Origin of the sequence: Thalassospira sp. NFXS8, assembly GCF_040148805.1 — a bacterium.
Taxonomy (GTDB): Bacteria; Pseudomonadota; Alphaproteobacteria; order Rhodospirillales; family Thalassospiraceae; genus Thalassospira.
This window is the reverse complement of sequence record NZ_JAGEMF010000002.1, coordinates 227,542-241,620: the sequence shown is the minus strand read 5'-3', so window position 1 is coordinate 241,620 and position 14,079 is coordinate 227,542. Positions and strand designations below refer to the sequence as shown.

Genomic DNA, 14,079 nt, shown 5'->3' with positions numbered 1-14,079 from the left:
ACCCTTCGTCAGTTTGTTTTGCCGGCTGGTTTGGCACCGGCTTCGGGTTTCTTTTCCTTGTCAGGTACCAGCAAACCACGAACCCGTGATTTCCCGTCTCCCTTGCCATCTGCCATCAGACGGCTAATTCCGGTCTTAAGGTCAACAACGGCGCGATCCCCGTTTAACTGGTTTTTGCCACGCGTGATCTTAACCGATCCGGTTAAAGTCGCGATACCCGTTTTTGCGTCATAAACCCCTTGATCCCCCACAACAAAATCTGTGGCTGTTTCAATGGTAACATGACCATAACCGTCAATACGTTCAAGTTCGTTATCGCCCTTGGCAGACTGAACAAACCGGGCACTTAGCACATCAGCACTCAATTGACGCCCTTCAGATATAGCAACAGCATTGCCGCGCGCCACCGCCATATGTTTGGCTTCCCAGTATTCCAGGCTGTCTTTTGCGGTCAGGGTTTCGGTCGGGGTCTTGTATTTAAGGTTTTTGCCCGTCAAAACCACCACCGCCTGGTCAATATCATAAATGGCCAGGTCGCCCGTTGCGACATCGGTGCTGGTCGACAATTTTACATGGCCATGTGCTTCCAACCGGTAAATTTCGGTTCCGGTATCAGCTTCACGATAGAAAGCGCGCAATTCATCGCTATTGACCTGTGAATCGCCACGGCGGGCAAATGCATTGCCCCGTGCGATCAACACATTGTCGTTACGGCGCCATTCAATACCATTATCGGATTCAACATCAAGGCCGCCGGCACCTTGCTGGGTCAAACCCAGCGATGCCGCATGAACCGGGCTGATCCCTGCACCGCAGGCAAGCCCAACCACAAGCGTCGCCGCAAATAAAACCCCACCCCCGCGCGGCGTTCTGATCATGATTTCCCTTTCATTGCCTTGTCAAAAACCGTCAGTTTCGATTTGCCCAGAAAATGTATAACAGACCCCTTATCTTCCAGCTCAAATCCTGAATCGGACTTAATTGTTCCAAACGGCCCCTGCCCGTCAACCGGGTCAGTCCCGCTGGCATTCCCCTGTTTTAACCTGATTTTGGCACTTTCGGTATGAATCTCGAACCCCTTGTCGTGATACATATTAACAGCACCATTCAAATCCAGCCTGCTTTTACTTTCGGTATAGAACCCTTTATCCGCCGTCAAGGCGACCCAGGTGCCATCCGTCAGTGTCATATCGGCCTGCGGGCGCTCCAACAGAACATGTTCCATTGCACTTTCGCCGTCCTTGCGCTGCTCAATTGCCTCTGTCGCCGTTACGGTAAAAGGCTGACGATTACCGTCCACGCCAAAAAACCGTGGATTGCTCATGGCGACATTTTCCATCAGATCATCGGGTGAACTGGAAAAACCAAGACGAAACCCGCTTTCCTGTATCTGTTCGATCTGCGGCCACAACACCACCAAAGCCAGCAATGCCGCCGCAACCATTGGCAGAATTAACTTTAGCATTAAAACAATGCTGCGGCGAACCGGATTGATTTCAACATTGCGCCGTGTCGACGACAGCCGGTCGCGCGACTGCGGATTATGCGTCTCGCCACCGGGAATATCGGACTTTTCAGCGCTCATGATCAGGCAACTCCCAGGCGCAGCAAATCATGAATATGCACAAGACCGCACGGAGCACCCTGATCATTAACGACAAACAGCGAAGTGATGCTGCGATCATTCATGATCGCCAGCGCTTCAACCGCCAGCAACTCGGCCGTTATGGCCTTTGGGTTGCGGGTCATCACGGTTTCAACCGGGCGCAAAACCAGATCATCAGCCATGTGGCGACGCAAATCACCATCCGTTACGATCCCGGCAAGTTTACCGGCATCGTCCACCACGCCAACACAACCAAATGATTTGCCCGTCATTTCCATCAGGGCATCGGCCATACGGGCCTGTATCGAAATGGTTGGCAACTGATCGGCACCATGCATGACTTCGCGTACCCGCAACAAACGCTGGCCCAGCTTGCCACCGGGATGAAAAGTGCGGAAATCATCGGCGCTAAACCCGCGCCGTTCCATCAGGGCAACGGCAAGGGCATCGCCAAGGGCCAGCATCGCGGTGGTCGATGTCGTCGGTGCCTGGCGGTTGGGGCAGGCTTCAAGACTGTTGGGTAACACCAGCGGAAAATCACACTGGCTGCCGAGCGAGCTTTCGGCGCGGCGGGTCATACCGATTAACGGGATATGAAAACGCCTTGTATAGGCAATAATATCGGATAATTCCGGTGTTTCACCCGAATTGGACATCGCCAGCACGGCGTCATCCTGCCCGATCATGCCTAGGTCGCCATGGCTGGCTTCGGCAGGATGAACAAAAAACGAAGGCGTGCCGGTGGACGCAAAGGTTGCGGCCACCTTTTTGGCAATATGGCCGCTTTTGCCCATGCCTGTTATCACCAGCCGGCCCTTTAACCCTTCAATCAGGGTAATGGCCCGGCAGAAATCACCATTAAGCGACTGTGCCAGTTCTTCAAGCGCAGCCGCCTCAATACCCAGAACCTTGCGGGCAACAGCGAGATCGTTTTTTTCGGCTTCGGTAACTGTCATGGGCTTCTTTAATGTCATCGGTCCACCACCGGCCCGATTGCGGTTTAATCTACAACCGGGGTTCACTGGCGTAAAAATGTGTCAACAACACGGACGTTTGGCCCATCACCCTAACGGGTAACGGGCGATAAACCGGTCCTAATGGGCAAAGATGTCTGTTTCGGCCCATCCTGCAAGGTCCAGGCTGGCGCGGGTCGGCAGGAAATCAAAACAGGACTGGGCAATTTCCATGCGACCTTCACGAACCAGGCGACGATCAAGCTCTTCTTTCATCTTGTGAAGATACAACACGTCGCTGGCAGCATAGGCGATTTGCTCGGCGCTTAGCTCGGCGGCACCCCAGTCCGAGCTTTGCTGCTGTTTGGAAATTTCAACACCCACCAGCTCGCGCACCAGGTCTTTCAAACCGTGGCGGTCGGTATAGGTCCGGATCAGTTTTGAAGCGATTTTGGTGCAATAAACCGGGGCGCAACGTACACCAAGATACGCATCCATGACGGCAATATCGAAACGGCCAAAATGGAACAATTTCAATACATCCGGGTCAGCCAGCATTTTTTTCAAATTGGGCGCGCTGTAATCGGCGCCATCAAATTTGACCAAATGGGCATCGCCATCACCAGACGATAATTGTACCACACACAAACGGTCACGATGCGGGTTTAACCCCATCGTTTCGCTGTCGATCGCAACAATTTTGCCAAGATCAAGCCCGTCGGGCAAATCTCCGTGATGGAGGTAATTTGTCATCGCGATTCTCCGGTCTGAAAGTTTGGCCCTGTCTTAACACAGCAAAGGCGTGCCCGCGACGCAAAAGACATCTCTAATTTGCGGATAATATGCTTAAAATCGGCAAATTCCGGGCATTTGGACCATACGGCACAAAACAGGCCCCCTAACCCGTAACATGGGACGACCGCTTAAAAACATTCAACGCCGCCACCGCACAGCCAATTGACATCCAGGCAAGAATGGCCGGCCAGTTTGAAAAGGCACTTTGTGTTGCAGCAAAGGGAAAGAAAGATGCATTCAACGTTGCCAGATAGAAGGCAACCAGCACCGTTTGCGTATGCCCCGCACGGATCAACCGCACCCCGGCCCAAATAACAATTCCAACAAAAACCAGCCACGGCAATGTTCCGGCAAGGCCACTACTGGCCAGCCATTCGGCATAAATATTATGAGGGTGCGGATAACAGCCAAATTCCAGCGCTTCGGGTGGTTGCTGTGCCCGGCAAACTTTTTCAAAGCTGCCCATGCCAATACCGGTTAAGGGGTTTTCGGTAAAAAAGCGCCAGCCCATCAAAACCAGCTTGCCATAAATCGAGTCTGCGTAATCAGACACAACGGACCCTAACGCAACCACCCGCCCGGCGATACGGTCGCTAAAGGACAACAAAAGCCCAAGGCCAACAACCCCAACCGCGCCTAAAAACACCGATAGCACCCGAGCGCGACCACCGCTGATAAACAAGCCAATCACAATCGCAACCAGCCCCATCAGGGTTAAAACACTGGCAGTACGTTCCCCACTGAGGAAAATAACAATCAGCACCGGCACCATCACCCAGGCACCGATCAAAAACAGACGTTTTTCTCCAAGCTGTTCGCGCGCCACAAACGCCAGAGCCATAATACCGAATGCCAGTTTTGACAGATAGCTGCCAATATTTGGGCGATCAAGCGGCCCGGTCAGGCGATCTCCGTTTGAGACCATTCCCTGCCCACCCAGCAGCGAATAACCCGCAAAAAACTGATAAAACGCATCAAGAGCAGCAACAGACAGGGCGGCAAAAGTTGCATAACACACCGCACGGATCGCCGCCTTATCGACCAGAACCCAGCGGGTGACTGCGGCATAAAACACCACAAACCGCACCCAGATCAGCCCACGGGCAAAATTTTTCCCCGGATATTCGCCAAAAGGGGCGACCACAACCACCAGCATCAGCAATGCCAGCAGCAAAACCGCAACATCGATCTGCCGCGCCCATGCCCAATCGCGGCGCAAGGTACTGCGCACCAGAAACAATACTGCCAACAACACCAGCGATACATCGGCAGCCCCACGCGCAAACAGCAAAAAAGTCGGGATCAGGCACAAAAAGACCAACGCCGCCATATGCAGGCGACGTTCGATTTTATCACTATAAGGCAGTGCAACGGCAAATCTGGTCACGGGCGGTCGGGCCTCCGAATTGCGGGGATTTGGGCAAACGCATCATGGAACATATCTATCATTTTGCTATCGGGGGATAGCAAACCGGCCTTGGCGGCAAAATAGGCAAACTGAACTTTTAATCCCGGCAGTGCCGCGCCATCGCGCGCGGCCTTGCGCGCTGCAGAAACACATTTCCGAGCCAGTTTCATTCGGCTACTGGCCGGCAAATCAGGATGCTGATGCAAAAAATGATAGAACGTCATGAAGCGGTCGTGATGTTGCTGAATTTTGTTGTCCGACAAATGGCTTCCCGCTGCGGGCACCCAGGTGACAACTGCCGAACTGTCAACAAGACAACGGGCATGGGCCGCTAACCTTAATGGCAGCGATTCATCCTGCACAAACACCTGTTCATCGCACCCGCCAGCACGCAAAAAAAGGGCTCGTTCCACAAGCCACGTCATGCGGACGATCCCCCGGCCCAATACCCGGCCCAGCGGATCTTGAAAAACCTTTTCCGCCCCGTCAGGCATAATAGTGCCTGCCTGTATCTGATCAATTGGATCGGCAGTTTTGTGCCATTTCCCATGCACCATATCGGCATCATGACGGCCAGCAAGGCCCAGCAACGTGGCAATAGCATTGGGGGCCAAAACTTCGTCGCAGTCAAACAGCGCCAGATATTTTCCCGTTGCCAAGGCCGCCCCCTGATTAAGCCGAATGGCAGGACCGGCATTTTTGGTATTTTCAACGATCTGTACATTAGCCATATCCGCCGTCTGCGCACGCAGAACAGCAAGCGAGTCATCGCTCGACAAATCATCTATGAAAATATATTCGGCGGAAAACTCCCCGGCCTGCTCGCGCAGGGAGCGAATAAAAAACGGCAGGGCTGCGGCCTTGTTAAAAACCGGCAAAACATAACTGATATCTGGCACCCACGCCCCCATTTGCCAAATCTGCGGTACGCAGTTCTAGCGACATCGGCACAGCACTGCAAAGGCAAAATCAGCCCTGAAACGACAATACCCCAGCACATCGTTTGATGTACTGGGGTATGGTGCCCAGGAGAAGACTCGAACTTCCACGACCTTGCGGCCACTGGCACCTGAAGCCAGCGCGTCTACCAATTCCGCCACCTGGGCTTAGGGGCTGTCTGGTATGCCCCGGATTTGTCGTCCGGAACGGGGCGGAATATACGCGCTGACAAACAAGTGTCAACAAACTTTTTTGAAGTTTCTGTCGAAGTTTTTGCCGTTTTTTATCAAAGCCGTAAAAATGGCAAAAATCCGCCATTTCCACCACACCCGTTCCTAAACCGACTGGTCAAAAAGATAGGCCAGAACCCCGTTCAACCGGTTACGGCCCTGCTGTGTCGCCCGCAAACCGGCATCGTCACACACCAGATCACCCGAAACAATGAGGGTTTCAAGGCGTTCAGCATTCAGCACATCACGTGGGCCAGCGCCCGCCACACGGTCAAACCGCGAGAGGGGAATCGCCTCGTTAAGGCGTAATCCCATCATCACCATTTCAATCAAACGTTCGTCGCTTTCCAGCGCGACTTCTTCCTGGGTGCCGTGGCCAAGCTTCTCGACCCGATCAAGCCAGATATCGGGCGCACGGTGACGGCGCACCGCCATCGGCGTAATATGCCCGTCTGCGCCCACCACGGCTTCGCGACCATGCGCGCCGGGGCCGATCCCCAGATAATCGCCATAGCGCCAGTAAACCAGGTTATGGCGGCTTTCCTGCCCCGTTTTGGCGTGATTGGAAACTTCGTAACACCGATAGCCGGCCAGTTCGGTTTCTTCCTGGGTAATATCGTAAAGCTCTGCCGCCAGATCTTCACCCGGGACTTTCAGCTCGCCGCGCTGATGCAAGGTATAAAACCGCGTTCCCGGCTCAATCGTCAGCTGATAAAGCGAGATATGCCCATTGGCGATATCAAGCCCTTCGCGCAATTCGCGGCGCCACGCCGCCGGGTTATGATCCGGCCGGGCATAGATCAGATCAAACGAAAAACGATCAAATACCGTGGTTGCCACATCAAGGGCACGGCGGGCCTCTGTTGCATTATGGACCCGGCCCAGAAATTCCAGATCGCGGTCGTTCAGGGCCTGAATACCTAGCGATACCCGGTTAATACCATTGGCGGCAAAGGCCGAGAAACGGTCAATCTCAACCGTACCGGGGTTGGCTTCGAGCGTGATTTCAACATCATCAGTCACCGGCCAGTATGTTTTAATATCCGCAATCAGCGCCCCGGCGGTTTCCGGGTCCATCAACGAGGGTGTGCCACCGCCAAAAAAGATTGATCCCACCACCCTGTCCGGATGTCGCGCTGCCCCCACCGCCAGTTCGGCCCGCAATGCGGCGCGCCAACGGGCGTGATCCACATGGCTGGCAACATGGCTGTTGAAATCGCAATAAGGGCATTTCGACAGGCAAAACGGCCAGTGGATATAAATACCAAACGGGACGGTTTCGGGCGTTATCAACGGTATGGTCTTTCATGGCAGCGGAAAACACAGCCCCACCCGGGGCTCATAAAATTCAGGCACCGCCGATATCAACCGACGGTGCCCGAGATCAGATAAGCCGGATCAGGCCTTTATGCAAAACAGGCCTTTACCAGCAAGTCAAAAGCAAGGGCACGATGGCTCATTTCATGTTTTTTCTCGGCAGGCATTTCACCAAAGGTTTGGTCATAACCACGTGGCTGAAACATCGGGTCATACCCGAAACCGTTTTTACCACGCTTTGGCCAAACCAGATCGCCTTCGATGCGGCCTTCAAAATTTTCAACATGGTCGTCTGGCCAGGCCAAAGACAACGCACAGACAAAATCCGCCCGGCGGTCAGGATGGTTGCCCACCGCCGTTTGCACCTTTTGCATCGCCAGGTCAAAATCCCGGTCCGGGCCAGCCCAGCGCGCCGAATAAATGCCCGGCGCACCATCCAGTGCCCAGACCGCCATGCCTGAATCATCGGCCAATGCAGGCAGTTTAGCCGCCCGCGCCGCAGCAAGGGCTTTTAATTGCGCATTGCCAATAAACGAGTTTTCGGTTTCTTCGGGTTCTGGCAAGCCCAGATCACCCGCCGAAACCACCTCGATTCCAAAAGGGGCAAGAAGCGCTGCAATTTCAACGATCTTGCCTTTGTTGTGGCTGGCAATCACCAGCTTTTTTTCCGTAAAGCGACGTACCATTTTCCGGCCTGCAAGTATCAGGATTAAACACGTTCAGTTTTTTGGTTTTTGGCCGTTAATCTTTGATCCTGGGCCAAAACCCGTTTTACAGACCCAGTGCAGCGCGCTGTTTGGCAAACAGCTCGTCACAGCCCTTGCGCGCCAGATCCAGCATCTGATCAAACGCATCGCGTTCAAACGGTACATCTTCGGCAGTCGCCTGGACTTCAACCAGCCCGCCCTTGCCTGCCAGCACAAAATTGGCATCGGCCCCGGCATTGCTGTCTTCGGCGTAATCAAGATCCAGAACCGGGGTGCCTTTGTAAATACCACAGGAGATGGCGGCAACAGCCTGGGTAAACGGAATTTCCTTGATCAGGCCAAGGCGACGCACCCCCTGAAAGGCGATATGGGCGGCAATATAGGCCCCGGTGATTGACGCGGTGCGCGTGCCGCCATCAGCCTGGATCACATCACAATCAAGACGCATCTGCATTTCGCCCATGGCTTTAAGGTCGGTGACCGCGCGGATGGAACGACCGATCAAACGCTGGATTTCCTGGGTACGGCCCGACTGGCTGCCCCGGGTAGCTTCGCGCTGCATGCGCGAATCGGTTGCGCGCGGCAACATGCCATATTCAGCTGTAATCCAGCCCTTGCCCGAATTGCGCATCCAGCCCGGCACCTTGTCTTCAACCGTTGCGGTACACAACACATGGGTATCGCCAAATTTAATCAGGCAGGAGCCTTCGGCATATTTGCTGACACCGGTTTCGATGGTGATATCGCGAAGCTGATCAAGGGAACGACCGGAAGGGCGCATGAAGGAAACCTCATAACAAAATGATTAAAGGACCCGAAATGCAATCCGGGCCAAATCTGGAATGGGGCCAAGCTAATGGTCCCTCCCCCAAAGGTCCAGTATTTTCGCCGGTTTCACCTGTATCGCTGACGTGAAAACAGCCGTACAATGGACAATCAGGAAAATTAACCGCCCGGCCCTGCCACAGCGCGCAATTGACGGCGCGATACGGGCTGTCTAAATTCAGCAAGATATAGCAAAACCGCATGGAACAAGGTTTCAAATGGCACTTATGGACAACACAATGCTGGGCGATCTGAATGAGCGATCCCGCGAAGTGTTTCGCCAGATCGTAGATGCCTATGTTGAAACCGGCGAACCGATTGGCTCGCGGACCATTGCGCGGCGCCTGTCGGAAAAACTTTCGGCAGCCACCGTGCGCAATGTCATGTCCGATCTTGAAGATCAGGGCCTGCTGGTGGCACCGCATATTTCCGCCGGGCGACTGCCCAGCGAAAAAGGGCTGCGGCTGTTTGTGAATGCCTTGATGGAGGTTGGTGACCTTCCCAATGCGGAACGTGACCAACTGACCAAAAACTGTGAACGGGCGGGCTATTCGCTTGATGAAATGCTGGGCGAAGCCACCAGCATGCTTTCGGGTCTGTCGCGCTGTGCCGGGTTGGTGGTTGCGCCCAAAACCGACGGATTACGCCTTAAACAAATCGAATTCGTGCCACTTTCACCTGGCAAGGTGCTGGCTGTGCTGGTGGCGCAAAATGGCAGTGTGGAAAACCGCATTGTCGATGTTCCGGCCAATTTGCCGGCCTCGGCATTGACAGAGGCGGCGAATTATCTAAATACGCAGCTAGCTGGAAAGACTCTTGATGATGCACGCCTTCTGGTCGCGCGCGAGCGGGACCGCATTCAGACCGAGCTGGACGTTTTATCGGCCAATCTGATTGATGCAGGCATTGCAACCTGGGCAGGTGGTGTAAAAGATTCATCGCTGATCATTAAGGGGCAATCCCAGCTGCTGGAAAATATTGCGACCATTGAACAACTTGAAACCGTTCGACGGCTGTTTAATGTTCTGGAAGCCCGAGACCAGATGATCGAGCTTTTGGACGTTACATCAGAGGCGGAAGGGGTTCAGATTTTTATCGGAACCGAAAACAAGCTGTTTGGTGGATCGGGTTTATCTATGGTGATATCGCCCTATCAGAACGCCGAAGGAAGCATTGTCGGCGCAATCGGGGTTGTCGGACCGACGCGGATCAATTATGCCCGCATAATTCCGCTGGTCGACTATACCGCCAAACTGGTCGGGCGACTGATTGGTTAAATTTTGTGGCGCTGCGTGTCAGGCCACACAACAAATGAAGGTAGTCCAACACATGACGGAAACCGCAAAAAACACCACCGAGGAAGAAATGCAGGACGCAACACCGGCCGAGCAGGTTGCCGCCGAAGAAGCCGCGCAGGAAGACATTGCGCAGGACGGGGCAAATGAAGCCGATGAAATCATCGCAGCCCTTCAGGCCGAAAATGCCGAACTGAAAGACCGGATGTTGCGCACCGCCGCCGAAGCCGAAAACATTCGCCGTCGCGCCAAAAAGGATGTCGAGGATTCGGCCAATTACGCAATTACCAAATTTGCCCGCGACCTTCTGGATGTCGGCGATAATCTGCGGCGCGCCCTTGAAGCAGCAGGCGATGGTGCCAACCAGAACGAAGCCATGAAAACGCTGATCGAAGGCGTTGAAATGACGGAGCGCACCCTGTTGAAATCGTTCGAGCAGAACGGTATTGAAAAGCTGGAACCGCTGGGCGAAAAACTGGACCCAAACAAACACCAGGCCGTGTTTGAAATGCCGAGTAACGAACATCCCGAAGGCCATGTCGCCCAGGTGATGCAGGCAGGTTACGTCATCAAGGATCGGCTATTGCGCCCGGCAATGGTCGGCGTTGCCAAAAAACCCGAAGGTTCCGCGCCTGATGCAGGCAGCGAACCGGGCAGTAATGTTGATACTTCAGCATAAGCGGTTAACACATTGATTTCGCAAAATGGCCCCGCACCCCCGGTGATCGGGGCCATTTTTTTGAGTTTGCCCGCAAACATTGATAAATTAATTTAAATATTGAATTAAAATCATTGTAATTGCACGTAAACACGAGGGGCCATCATGTCTCTTTCCCGCACTATTATTGATGTCTTGCGTGATGAGGCTGCGCCGATTGTCATTTTAACCGGAGCCGGCATATCGCGCGAAAGCGGGTTGCATACCTTTCGCGACCCGGACGGGATTTGGGCGAAATACGATATTTCCGAAGTCGCCACACCCGAGGCATTTGAAAACAACCCGGCCCTGGTTCACAGCTTTTATAATGATCGCCGCAAAATTCTGCACGACCCGGCCGTCATTCCCAATGCCGCCCATCATGCCCTTGCCGATCTGGAAAAGAACTGGCCAGGGGATGTGTTGCTGGTGACCCAGAATATTGATGATCTACACGATCGTGCAGGCAGCCAAAACCTGATCCATATGCATGGCGAGCTGTTAAAAGTGCAGTGCCTTCACTGCCTCGCCATTTCCCCCTGGCAAAATGACCTTGGCAACGCGGATACCTGTGCCCGGTGCGGTCATACAGGTGGCTTGCGGCCCCATGTTGTGTGGTTTGGCGAAATGCCGCTGGAAATGGAACGGATTTACAGCGCGCTGGAAAAATGCGGGCTGTTTATATCGATTGGTACATCAGGCAATGTTTATCCGGCCGCCGGGTTTGTTGAAATTGCCCATCACCAAGCCGGGGCCGAAACCATCGAAATCAACCTTGAACCCAGCGATGGTGCCAGCCTGTTTGATAATGGTATTTATGGACCTGCCACCCAAACGGTTCCGGCCTTTGTCGATCAGTTGTTGGGTCGGGCAGAAAACAAATCGTAAAAGGCCCGCTCACCTTTCGGCGTAAAATCCACCACGCGCGAGTCGCGTAACCGCCGTGCCCAGCCCAAATCCAGCATACGTTGCAATAATCCCGCCCCCAGCGCCCCTGCCAGATGCGAACGCCGCATCGACCAATCCAGACATTCACGGCACAACGGGCGCCGCAATTGCCGCATATGGGCCAGATCAAGGCCAAACCCTGCGACAAAATCAGCCCCGGCATCGGTCAGCTTGATATCGCCGCCGGGCTCAAAGGCAACAAGCTGACGCTGTTGCAGGTTTTCAAACAGAACAACCCCCATTTCCCCGGCCAAATGGTCGTAACAAATGCGGGCCTTGCGCAATGCCGGGTCTTTGGGGCCGGTACGCACACGATTCTGACCGGTGCGCTGGGCAATGCCCATAAGGGTTTCCAGCAATTCAACGATATCAGCATTACCAAGGGTGAAATACCGATGCCGCCCCTGTTTGCGGGCATCAATAATGCCGCCTTCTTGCAGCTTTGCCAGGTGCGAACTCGCGGTTTGTGCGGTTACCCCGGCTTCCTGTGCCAGTTCGGTTGCGGTTAAGGCACGGCCCGCCATCAGCGCGGTCAACATATTGGCCCGCGCCGGATCACCAATTAAAGCCGCCACACGGGCAATGTCGGGTCCTTCTTTCATAGTTCGATGTTAATCGAAACATTGCAGTCGCACAATCGGGATAATGGCCAAAGTTCGTATGTTTTCCCGATGCAGGATCCATCATGCAAAACCCCAAAACCAGTTTGGCAACCGAGTTTCTGTTGCTGGCTATTCTCGCCCTTTTATGGGGGACGTCCTATATTTTCATCAAAATCGCCCTTGTGGACATTCCACCCATCACCCTGATTGCAATGCGGGTAAGCATTTCGGCCCTGTTTTTGACCGGTGTTGTTCTATGGCGGAATGATAAATTTCCACGTGATGGCAAAACATGGCGAATGTTGCTGGTTCAGGCCATTTTCAATTCGATTGGCGCCTGGACGGTGCTGGCATGGGGCCAGCAATATGTCGATAGCGGGCTTGCCAGCGTACTTAATTCCACATCCCCGGTTTTTCTGTTCTTTATCACCTTGTTTGTCACCCGCCACGAAACGGTAAACAAAGCAAAACTGATTGGCGCACTGCTGGGTGTTGCCGGTGTCGTCATGATTGTCGGCCCCGATGCTTTACGCGGTCTTGGCGCTAATATTGGTGGCCAGGCAGCCATATTGCTAGGCGCCCTGCTTTATGCCTGCGGGGCCATTTATGGCAAACGTTTTGGCGCACTTTCAGCACCCGTCACAGCGGCAGGCACCATGGTATGGGCCAGCATTTGCCTGATTCCAGCAAGTCTGTTGCTTGACCAGCCCTGGACATTAACCCCGGCACCCCGTGCGATTATCGCGGTTCTTATGCTGTCGGTATTTTGCACCGGTATGGCCCTGATGATTTATTTTCGGCTGGTGCGCACGCTAGGCTCGATGGGGGTTGCCAGCCAAAGCTATTTGCGCGCCGGAATTGGCGTTGCCCTGGGGGCTTTGTTGCTGGGTGAAAAAATCGGCCCGCTAACACTAGCAGGCATTTTCTGCGCCCTGTCCGGCGTTGCTGTCATCAATTGGCCGCGCAAACCGCGCCCGATTGCCACCAACCCCGCATAACTCCCCGTCCCTTCATTTAATTTTTCAGCAACCAGGAAACCGTCAAATGCTGACCTGTTTTATCCGCTATGAAATCGACCCTTACAAAAAAGACGCCTTCGCCGAATATGCGCGTAACTGGGGTCAGGCGATCCCGCGTTGCGGGGCAGACCTGATTGGTTATTTCGCCCCGCATGAAGGCACAACAACCACCGCCTATGGGGTTTATTCGCTGTCCGATCTGGCGGCCTACGAAGCCTATCGCCAGCGCCTGCAAAATGATCCACTGGGGCAGGAAAATTACCGTTTCGCCCAAAAAGAACAATTCATTCGCCGCGAAGACCGGCAGTTTTACCGTCTGGCCTCTGGCCCGCATGGCACAAGGATCAAACCATGATCGCCGTTATTTTTGAAGTAACGCCCAAACCGGACCGGATAAACGACTATTTCGATATCGCCGGTACCTTGCGACCGCTGCTTGATGAGATTGACGGCTTCATATCAATCGAACGCTTTGAAAGCATCAGCACACCGGGCAAAATTTTATCCCTGTCATTCTGGCGCGACGAGAATGCGGTTAAGGCGTGGCGAAACCTGGAGGCACACCGCCTGGCCCAAACCACAGGCCGTCACCAGATATTTCAGGATTACCGCCTGCGGGTTGCCACCGTGATGCGCGATTACGGCATGATCGCCCGTGATGAAGTGCCAGCCGATTCGCACCATCATCACGATATATAAATATACTTATTATACCGCCGGACCGCGCGGCCCAACACG

The 14,079-nt window shown here is 54.0% G+C and carries 16 protein-coding genes and 1 tRNA gene; 6 read left to right on the top strand and 11 right to left on the bottom strand.

What is annotated here, in order from left to right; translation table 11 throughout:
• Positions 1–8: 8 nt before the first annotated feature.
• The 10 genes from J4E05_RS10445 to rph all read right to left on the bottom strand — a co-directional run bounded on the left by J4E05_RS10445 (position 9) and on the right by rph (position 8,736).
• Positions 9–878, bottom strand: a complete 870-nt coding sequence (locus J4E05_RS10445) for an LptA/OstA family protein (protein ID WP_349595159.1) — start codon at positions 876–878, stop codon at positions 9–11.
• Positions 875–1,585 carry an LPS export ABC transporter periplasmic protein LptC gene (gene lptC / locus J4E05_RS10440; RefSeq protein ID WP_085594675.1) on the bottom strand — a complete coding sequence of 237 codons (711 nt, stop codon included), beginning with the start codon at positions 1,583–1,585 and terminating at the stop codon, positions 875–877. The genes J4E05_RS10445 and lptC overlap by 4 nt, the downstream gene beginning before the upstream one ends.
• Positions 1,586–1,587: 2 nt before the next feature.
• Entirely contained in the window at positions 1,588–2,580 is a 993-nt protein-coding gene (locus J4E05_RS10435; RefSeq protein WP_085594677.1) for a KpsF/GutQ family sugar-phosphate isomerase, read from the bottom strand.
• Between the two features lie 120 nt (positions 2,581–2,700).
• Complete coding sequence (locus tag J4E05_RS10430) at positions 2,701–3,312, bottom strand: ribonuclease D (RefSeq protein ID WP_085594679.1); 612 nt, start codon at positions 3,310–3,312, stop codon at positions 2,701–2,703.
• Between the two features lie 145 nt (positions 3,313–3,457).
• Positions 3,458–4,741: an O-antigen ligase family protein gene (locus J4E05_RS10425; RefSeq protein ID WP_349595154.1), complete on the bottom strand. Its 1,284-nt coding sequence runs from the start codon at positions 4,739–4,741 to the stop codon at positions 3,458–3,460.
• A complete protein-coding gene (locus tag J4E05_RS10420; protein ID WP_349595151.1) occupies positions 4,738–5,661 on the bottom strand; it encodes a glycosyltransferase family 2 protein in 924 nt (307 codons plus the stop codon). The genes J4E05_RS10425 and J4E05_RS10420 overlap by 4 nt, the downstream gene beginning before the upstream one ends.
• A 120-nt stretch (positions 5,662–5,781) precedes the next feature.
• Positions 5,782–5,868 (bottom strand) — tRNA-Leu (locus J4E05_RS10415).
• A 168-nt stretch (positions 5,869–6,036) separates the two neighbouring features.
• Positions 6,037–7,224 carry a radical SAM family heme chaperone HemW gene (hemW, locus tag J4E05_RS10410; RefSeq protein ID WP_349595148.1) on the bottom strand — a complete coding sequence of 396 codons (1,188 nt, stop codon included), beginning with the start codon at positions 7,222–7,224 and terminating at the stop codon, positions 6,037–6,039.
• A gap of 113 nt (positions 7,225–7,337) precedes the next feature.
• Positions 7,338–7,934 carry an RdgB/HAM1 family non-canonical purine NTP pyrophosphatase gene (gene rdgB / locus J4E05_RS10405; RefSeq protein ID WP_349595146.1) on the bottom strand — a complete coding sequence of 199 codons (597 nt, stop codon included), beginning with the start codon at positions 7,932–7,934 and terminating at the stop codon, positions 7,338–7,340.
• Positions 7,935–8,019: 85 nt separating this feature from the next.
• A complete protein-coding gene (gene rph, locus J4E05_RS10400; protein ID WP_085587278.1) occupies positions 8,020–8,736 on the bottom strand; it encodes a ribonuclease PH in 717 nt (238 codons plus the stop codon).
• Between the two features lie 262 nt (positions 8,737–8,998).
• Here rph and hrcA point away from each other — a divergent pair, with 262 nt between their 5' ends.
• The 3 genes from hrcA (at position 8,999) to cobB (ending at position 11,660) form a co-directional block, all read left to right on the top strand.
• Entirely contained in the window at positions 8,999–10,057 is a 1,059-nt protein-coding gene (gene hrcA / locus J4E05_RS10395; RefSeq protein ID WP_349595142.1) for a heat-inducible transcriptional repressor HrcA, read from the top strand.
• 52 nt (positions 10,058–10,109) lie between these two features.
• Positions 10,110–10,754, top strand: a complete 645-nt coding sequence (grpE, locus tag J4E05_RS10390; RefSeq protein WP_085587279.1) for a nucleotide exchange factor GrpE — start codon at positions 10,110–10,112, stop codon at positions 10,752–10,754.
• Between the two features lie 144 nt (positions 10,755–10,898).
• A complete protein-coding gene (cobB, locus tag J4E05_RS10385) occupies positions 10,899–11,660 on the top strand; it encodes a Sir2 family NAD+-dependent deacetylase (RefSeq protein ID WP_349595139.1) in 762 nt (253 codons plus the stop codon).
• On the opposite strand, the gene J4E05_RS10380 is transcribed toward cobB, so the two are convergent.
• Positions 11,627–12,322 (bottom strand): ArsR/SmtB family transcription factor, encoded by a 696-nt coding sequence (locus tag J4E05_RS10380; protein WP_349595136.1) that lies wholly within the window; start codon positions 12,320–12,322, stop codon positions 11,627–11,629. The two genes, cobB and J4E05_RS10380, sit on opposite strands and share 34 nt — an antisense overlap.
• Before the next feature lie 83 nt (positions 12,323–12,405).
• Here J4E05_RS10380 and J4E05_RS10375 point away from each other — a divergent pair, with 83 nt between their 5' ends.
• The 3 genes from J4E05_RS10375 to J4E05_RS10365 are packed head-to-tail and all read left to right on the top strand — an operon-like array spanning position 12,406 to position 14,040.
• On the top strand, positions 12,406–13,320 hold the full coding sequence (locus J4E05_RS10375; RefSeq protein ID WP_349595134.1) for a DMT family transporter: 915 nt from the start codon (positions 12,406–12,408) through the stop codon (positions 13,318–13,320).
• A gap of 46 nt (positions 13,321–13,366) precedes the next feature.
• On the top strand, positions 13,367–13,696 hold the full coding sequence (locus tag J4E05_RS10370) for an NIPSNAP family protein (RefSeq protein WP_349595132.1): 330 nt from the start codon (positions 13,367–13,369) through the stop codon (positions 13,694–13,696).
• The gene (locus J4E05_RS10365) at positions 13,693–14,040 is read left to right on the top strand and encodes an antibiotic biosynthesis monooxygenase family protein (protein ID WP_349595130.1); all 348 of its coding nucleotides are present in this window, start codon (positions 13,693–13,695) and stop codon (positions 14,038–14,040) included. Before J4E05_RS10370 ends, J4E05_RS10365 begins: the two co-directional genes overlap by 4 nt.
• Positions 14,041–14,079 lie beyond the last annotated feature (39 nt).

What these genes read in the sequence shown, in the direction of transcription:
- J4E05_RS10435 (WP_085594677.1), bottom strand. Translation starts at nt 2,580, where the DNA reads ATGACATTAAAGAAGCCCATGACAGTTACCGAAGCCGAAAAAAACGAT.
- J4E05_RS10380 (WP_349595136.1), bottom strand. Translation starts at nt 12,322, where the DNA reads ATGAAAGAAGGACCCGACATTGCCCGTGTGGCGGCTTTAATTGGTGAT.
- rph (WP_085587278.1), bottom strand. Translation starts at nt 8,736, where the DNA reads ATGCGCCCTTCCGGTCGTTCCCTTGATCAGCTTCGCGATATCACCATC.
- hrcA (WP_349595142.1), top strand. Translation starts at nt 8,999, where the DNA reads ATGGCACTTATGGACAACACAATGCTGGGCGATCTGAATGAGCGATCC.
- J4E05_RS10375 (WP_349595134.1), top strand. Translation starts at nt 12,406, where the DNA reads ATGCAAAACCCCAAAACCAGTTTGGCAACCGAGTTTCTGTTGCTGGCT.
- J4E05_RS10365 (WP_349595130.1), top strand. Translation starts at nt 13,693, where the DNA reads ATGATCGCCGTTATTTTTGAAGTAACGCCCAAACCGGACCGGATAAAC.
- cobB (WP_349595139.1), top strand. Translation starts at nt 10,899, where the DNA reads ATGTCTCTTTCCCGCACTATTATTGATGTCTTGCGTGATGAGGCTGCG.
- J4E05_RS10370 (WP_349595132.1), top strand. Translation starts at nt 13,367, where the DNA reads ATGCTGACCTGTTTTATCCGCTATGAAATCGACCCTTACAAAAAAGAC.
- grpE (WP_085587279.1), top strand. Translation starts at nt 10,110, where the DNA reads ATGACGGAAACCGCAAAAAACACCACCGAGGAAGAAATGCAGGACGCA.
- J4E05_RS10430 (WP_085594679.1), bottom strand. Translation starts at nt 3,312, where the DNA reads ATGACAAATTACCTCCATCACGGAGATTTGCCCGACGGGCTTGATCTT.
- J4E05_RS10445 (WP_349595159.1), bottom strand. Translation starts at nt 878, where the DNA reads ATGATCAGAACGCCGCGCGGGGGTGGGGTTTTATTTGCGGCGACGCTT.
- lptC (WP_085594675.1), bottom strand. Translation starts at nt 1,585, where the DNA reads ATGAGCGCTGAAAAGTCCGATATTCCCGGTGGCGAGACGCATAATCCG.
- rdgB (WP_349595146.1), bottom strand. Translation starts at nt 7,934, where the DNA reads ATGGTACGTCGCTTTACGGAAAAAAAGCTGGTGATTGCCAGCCACAAC.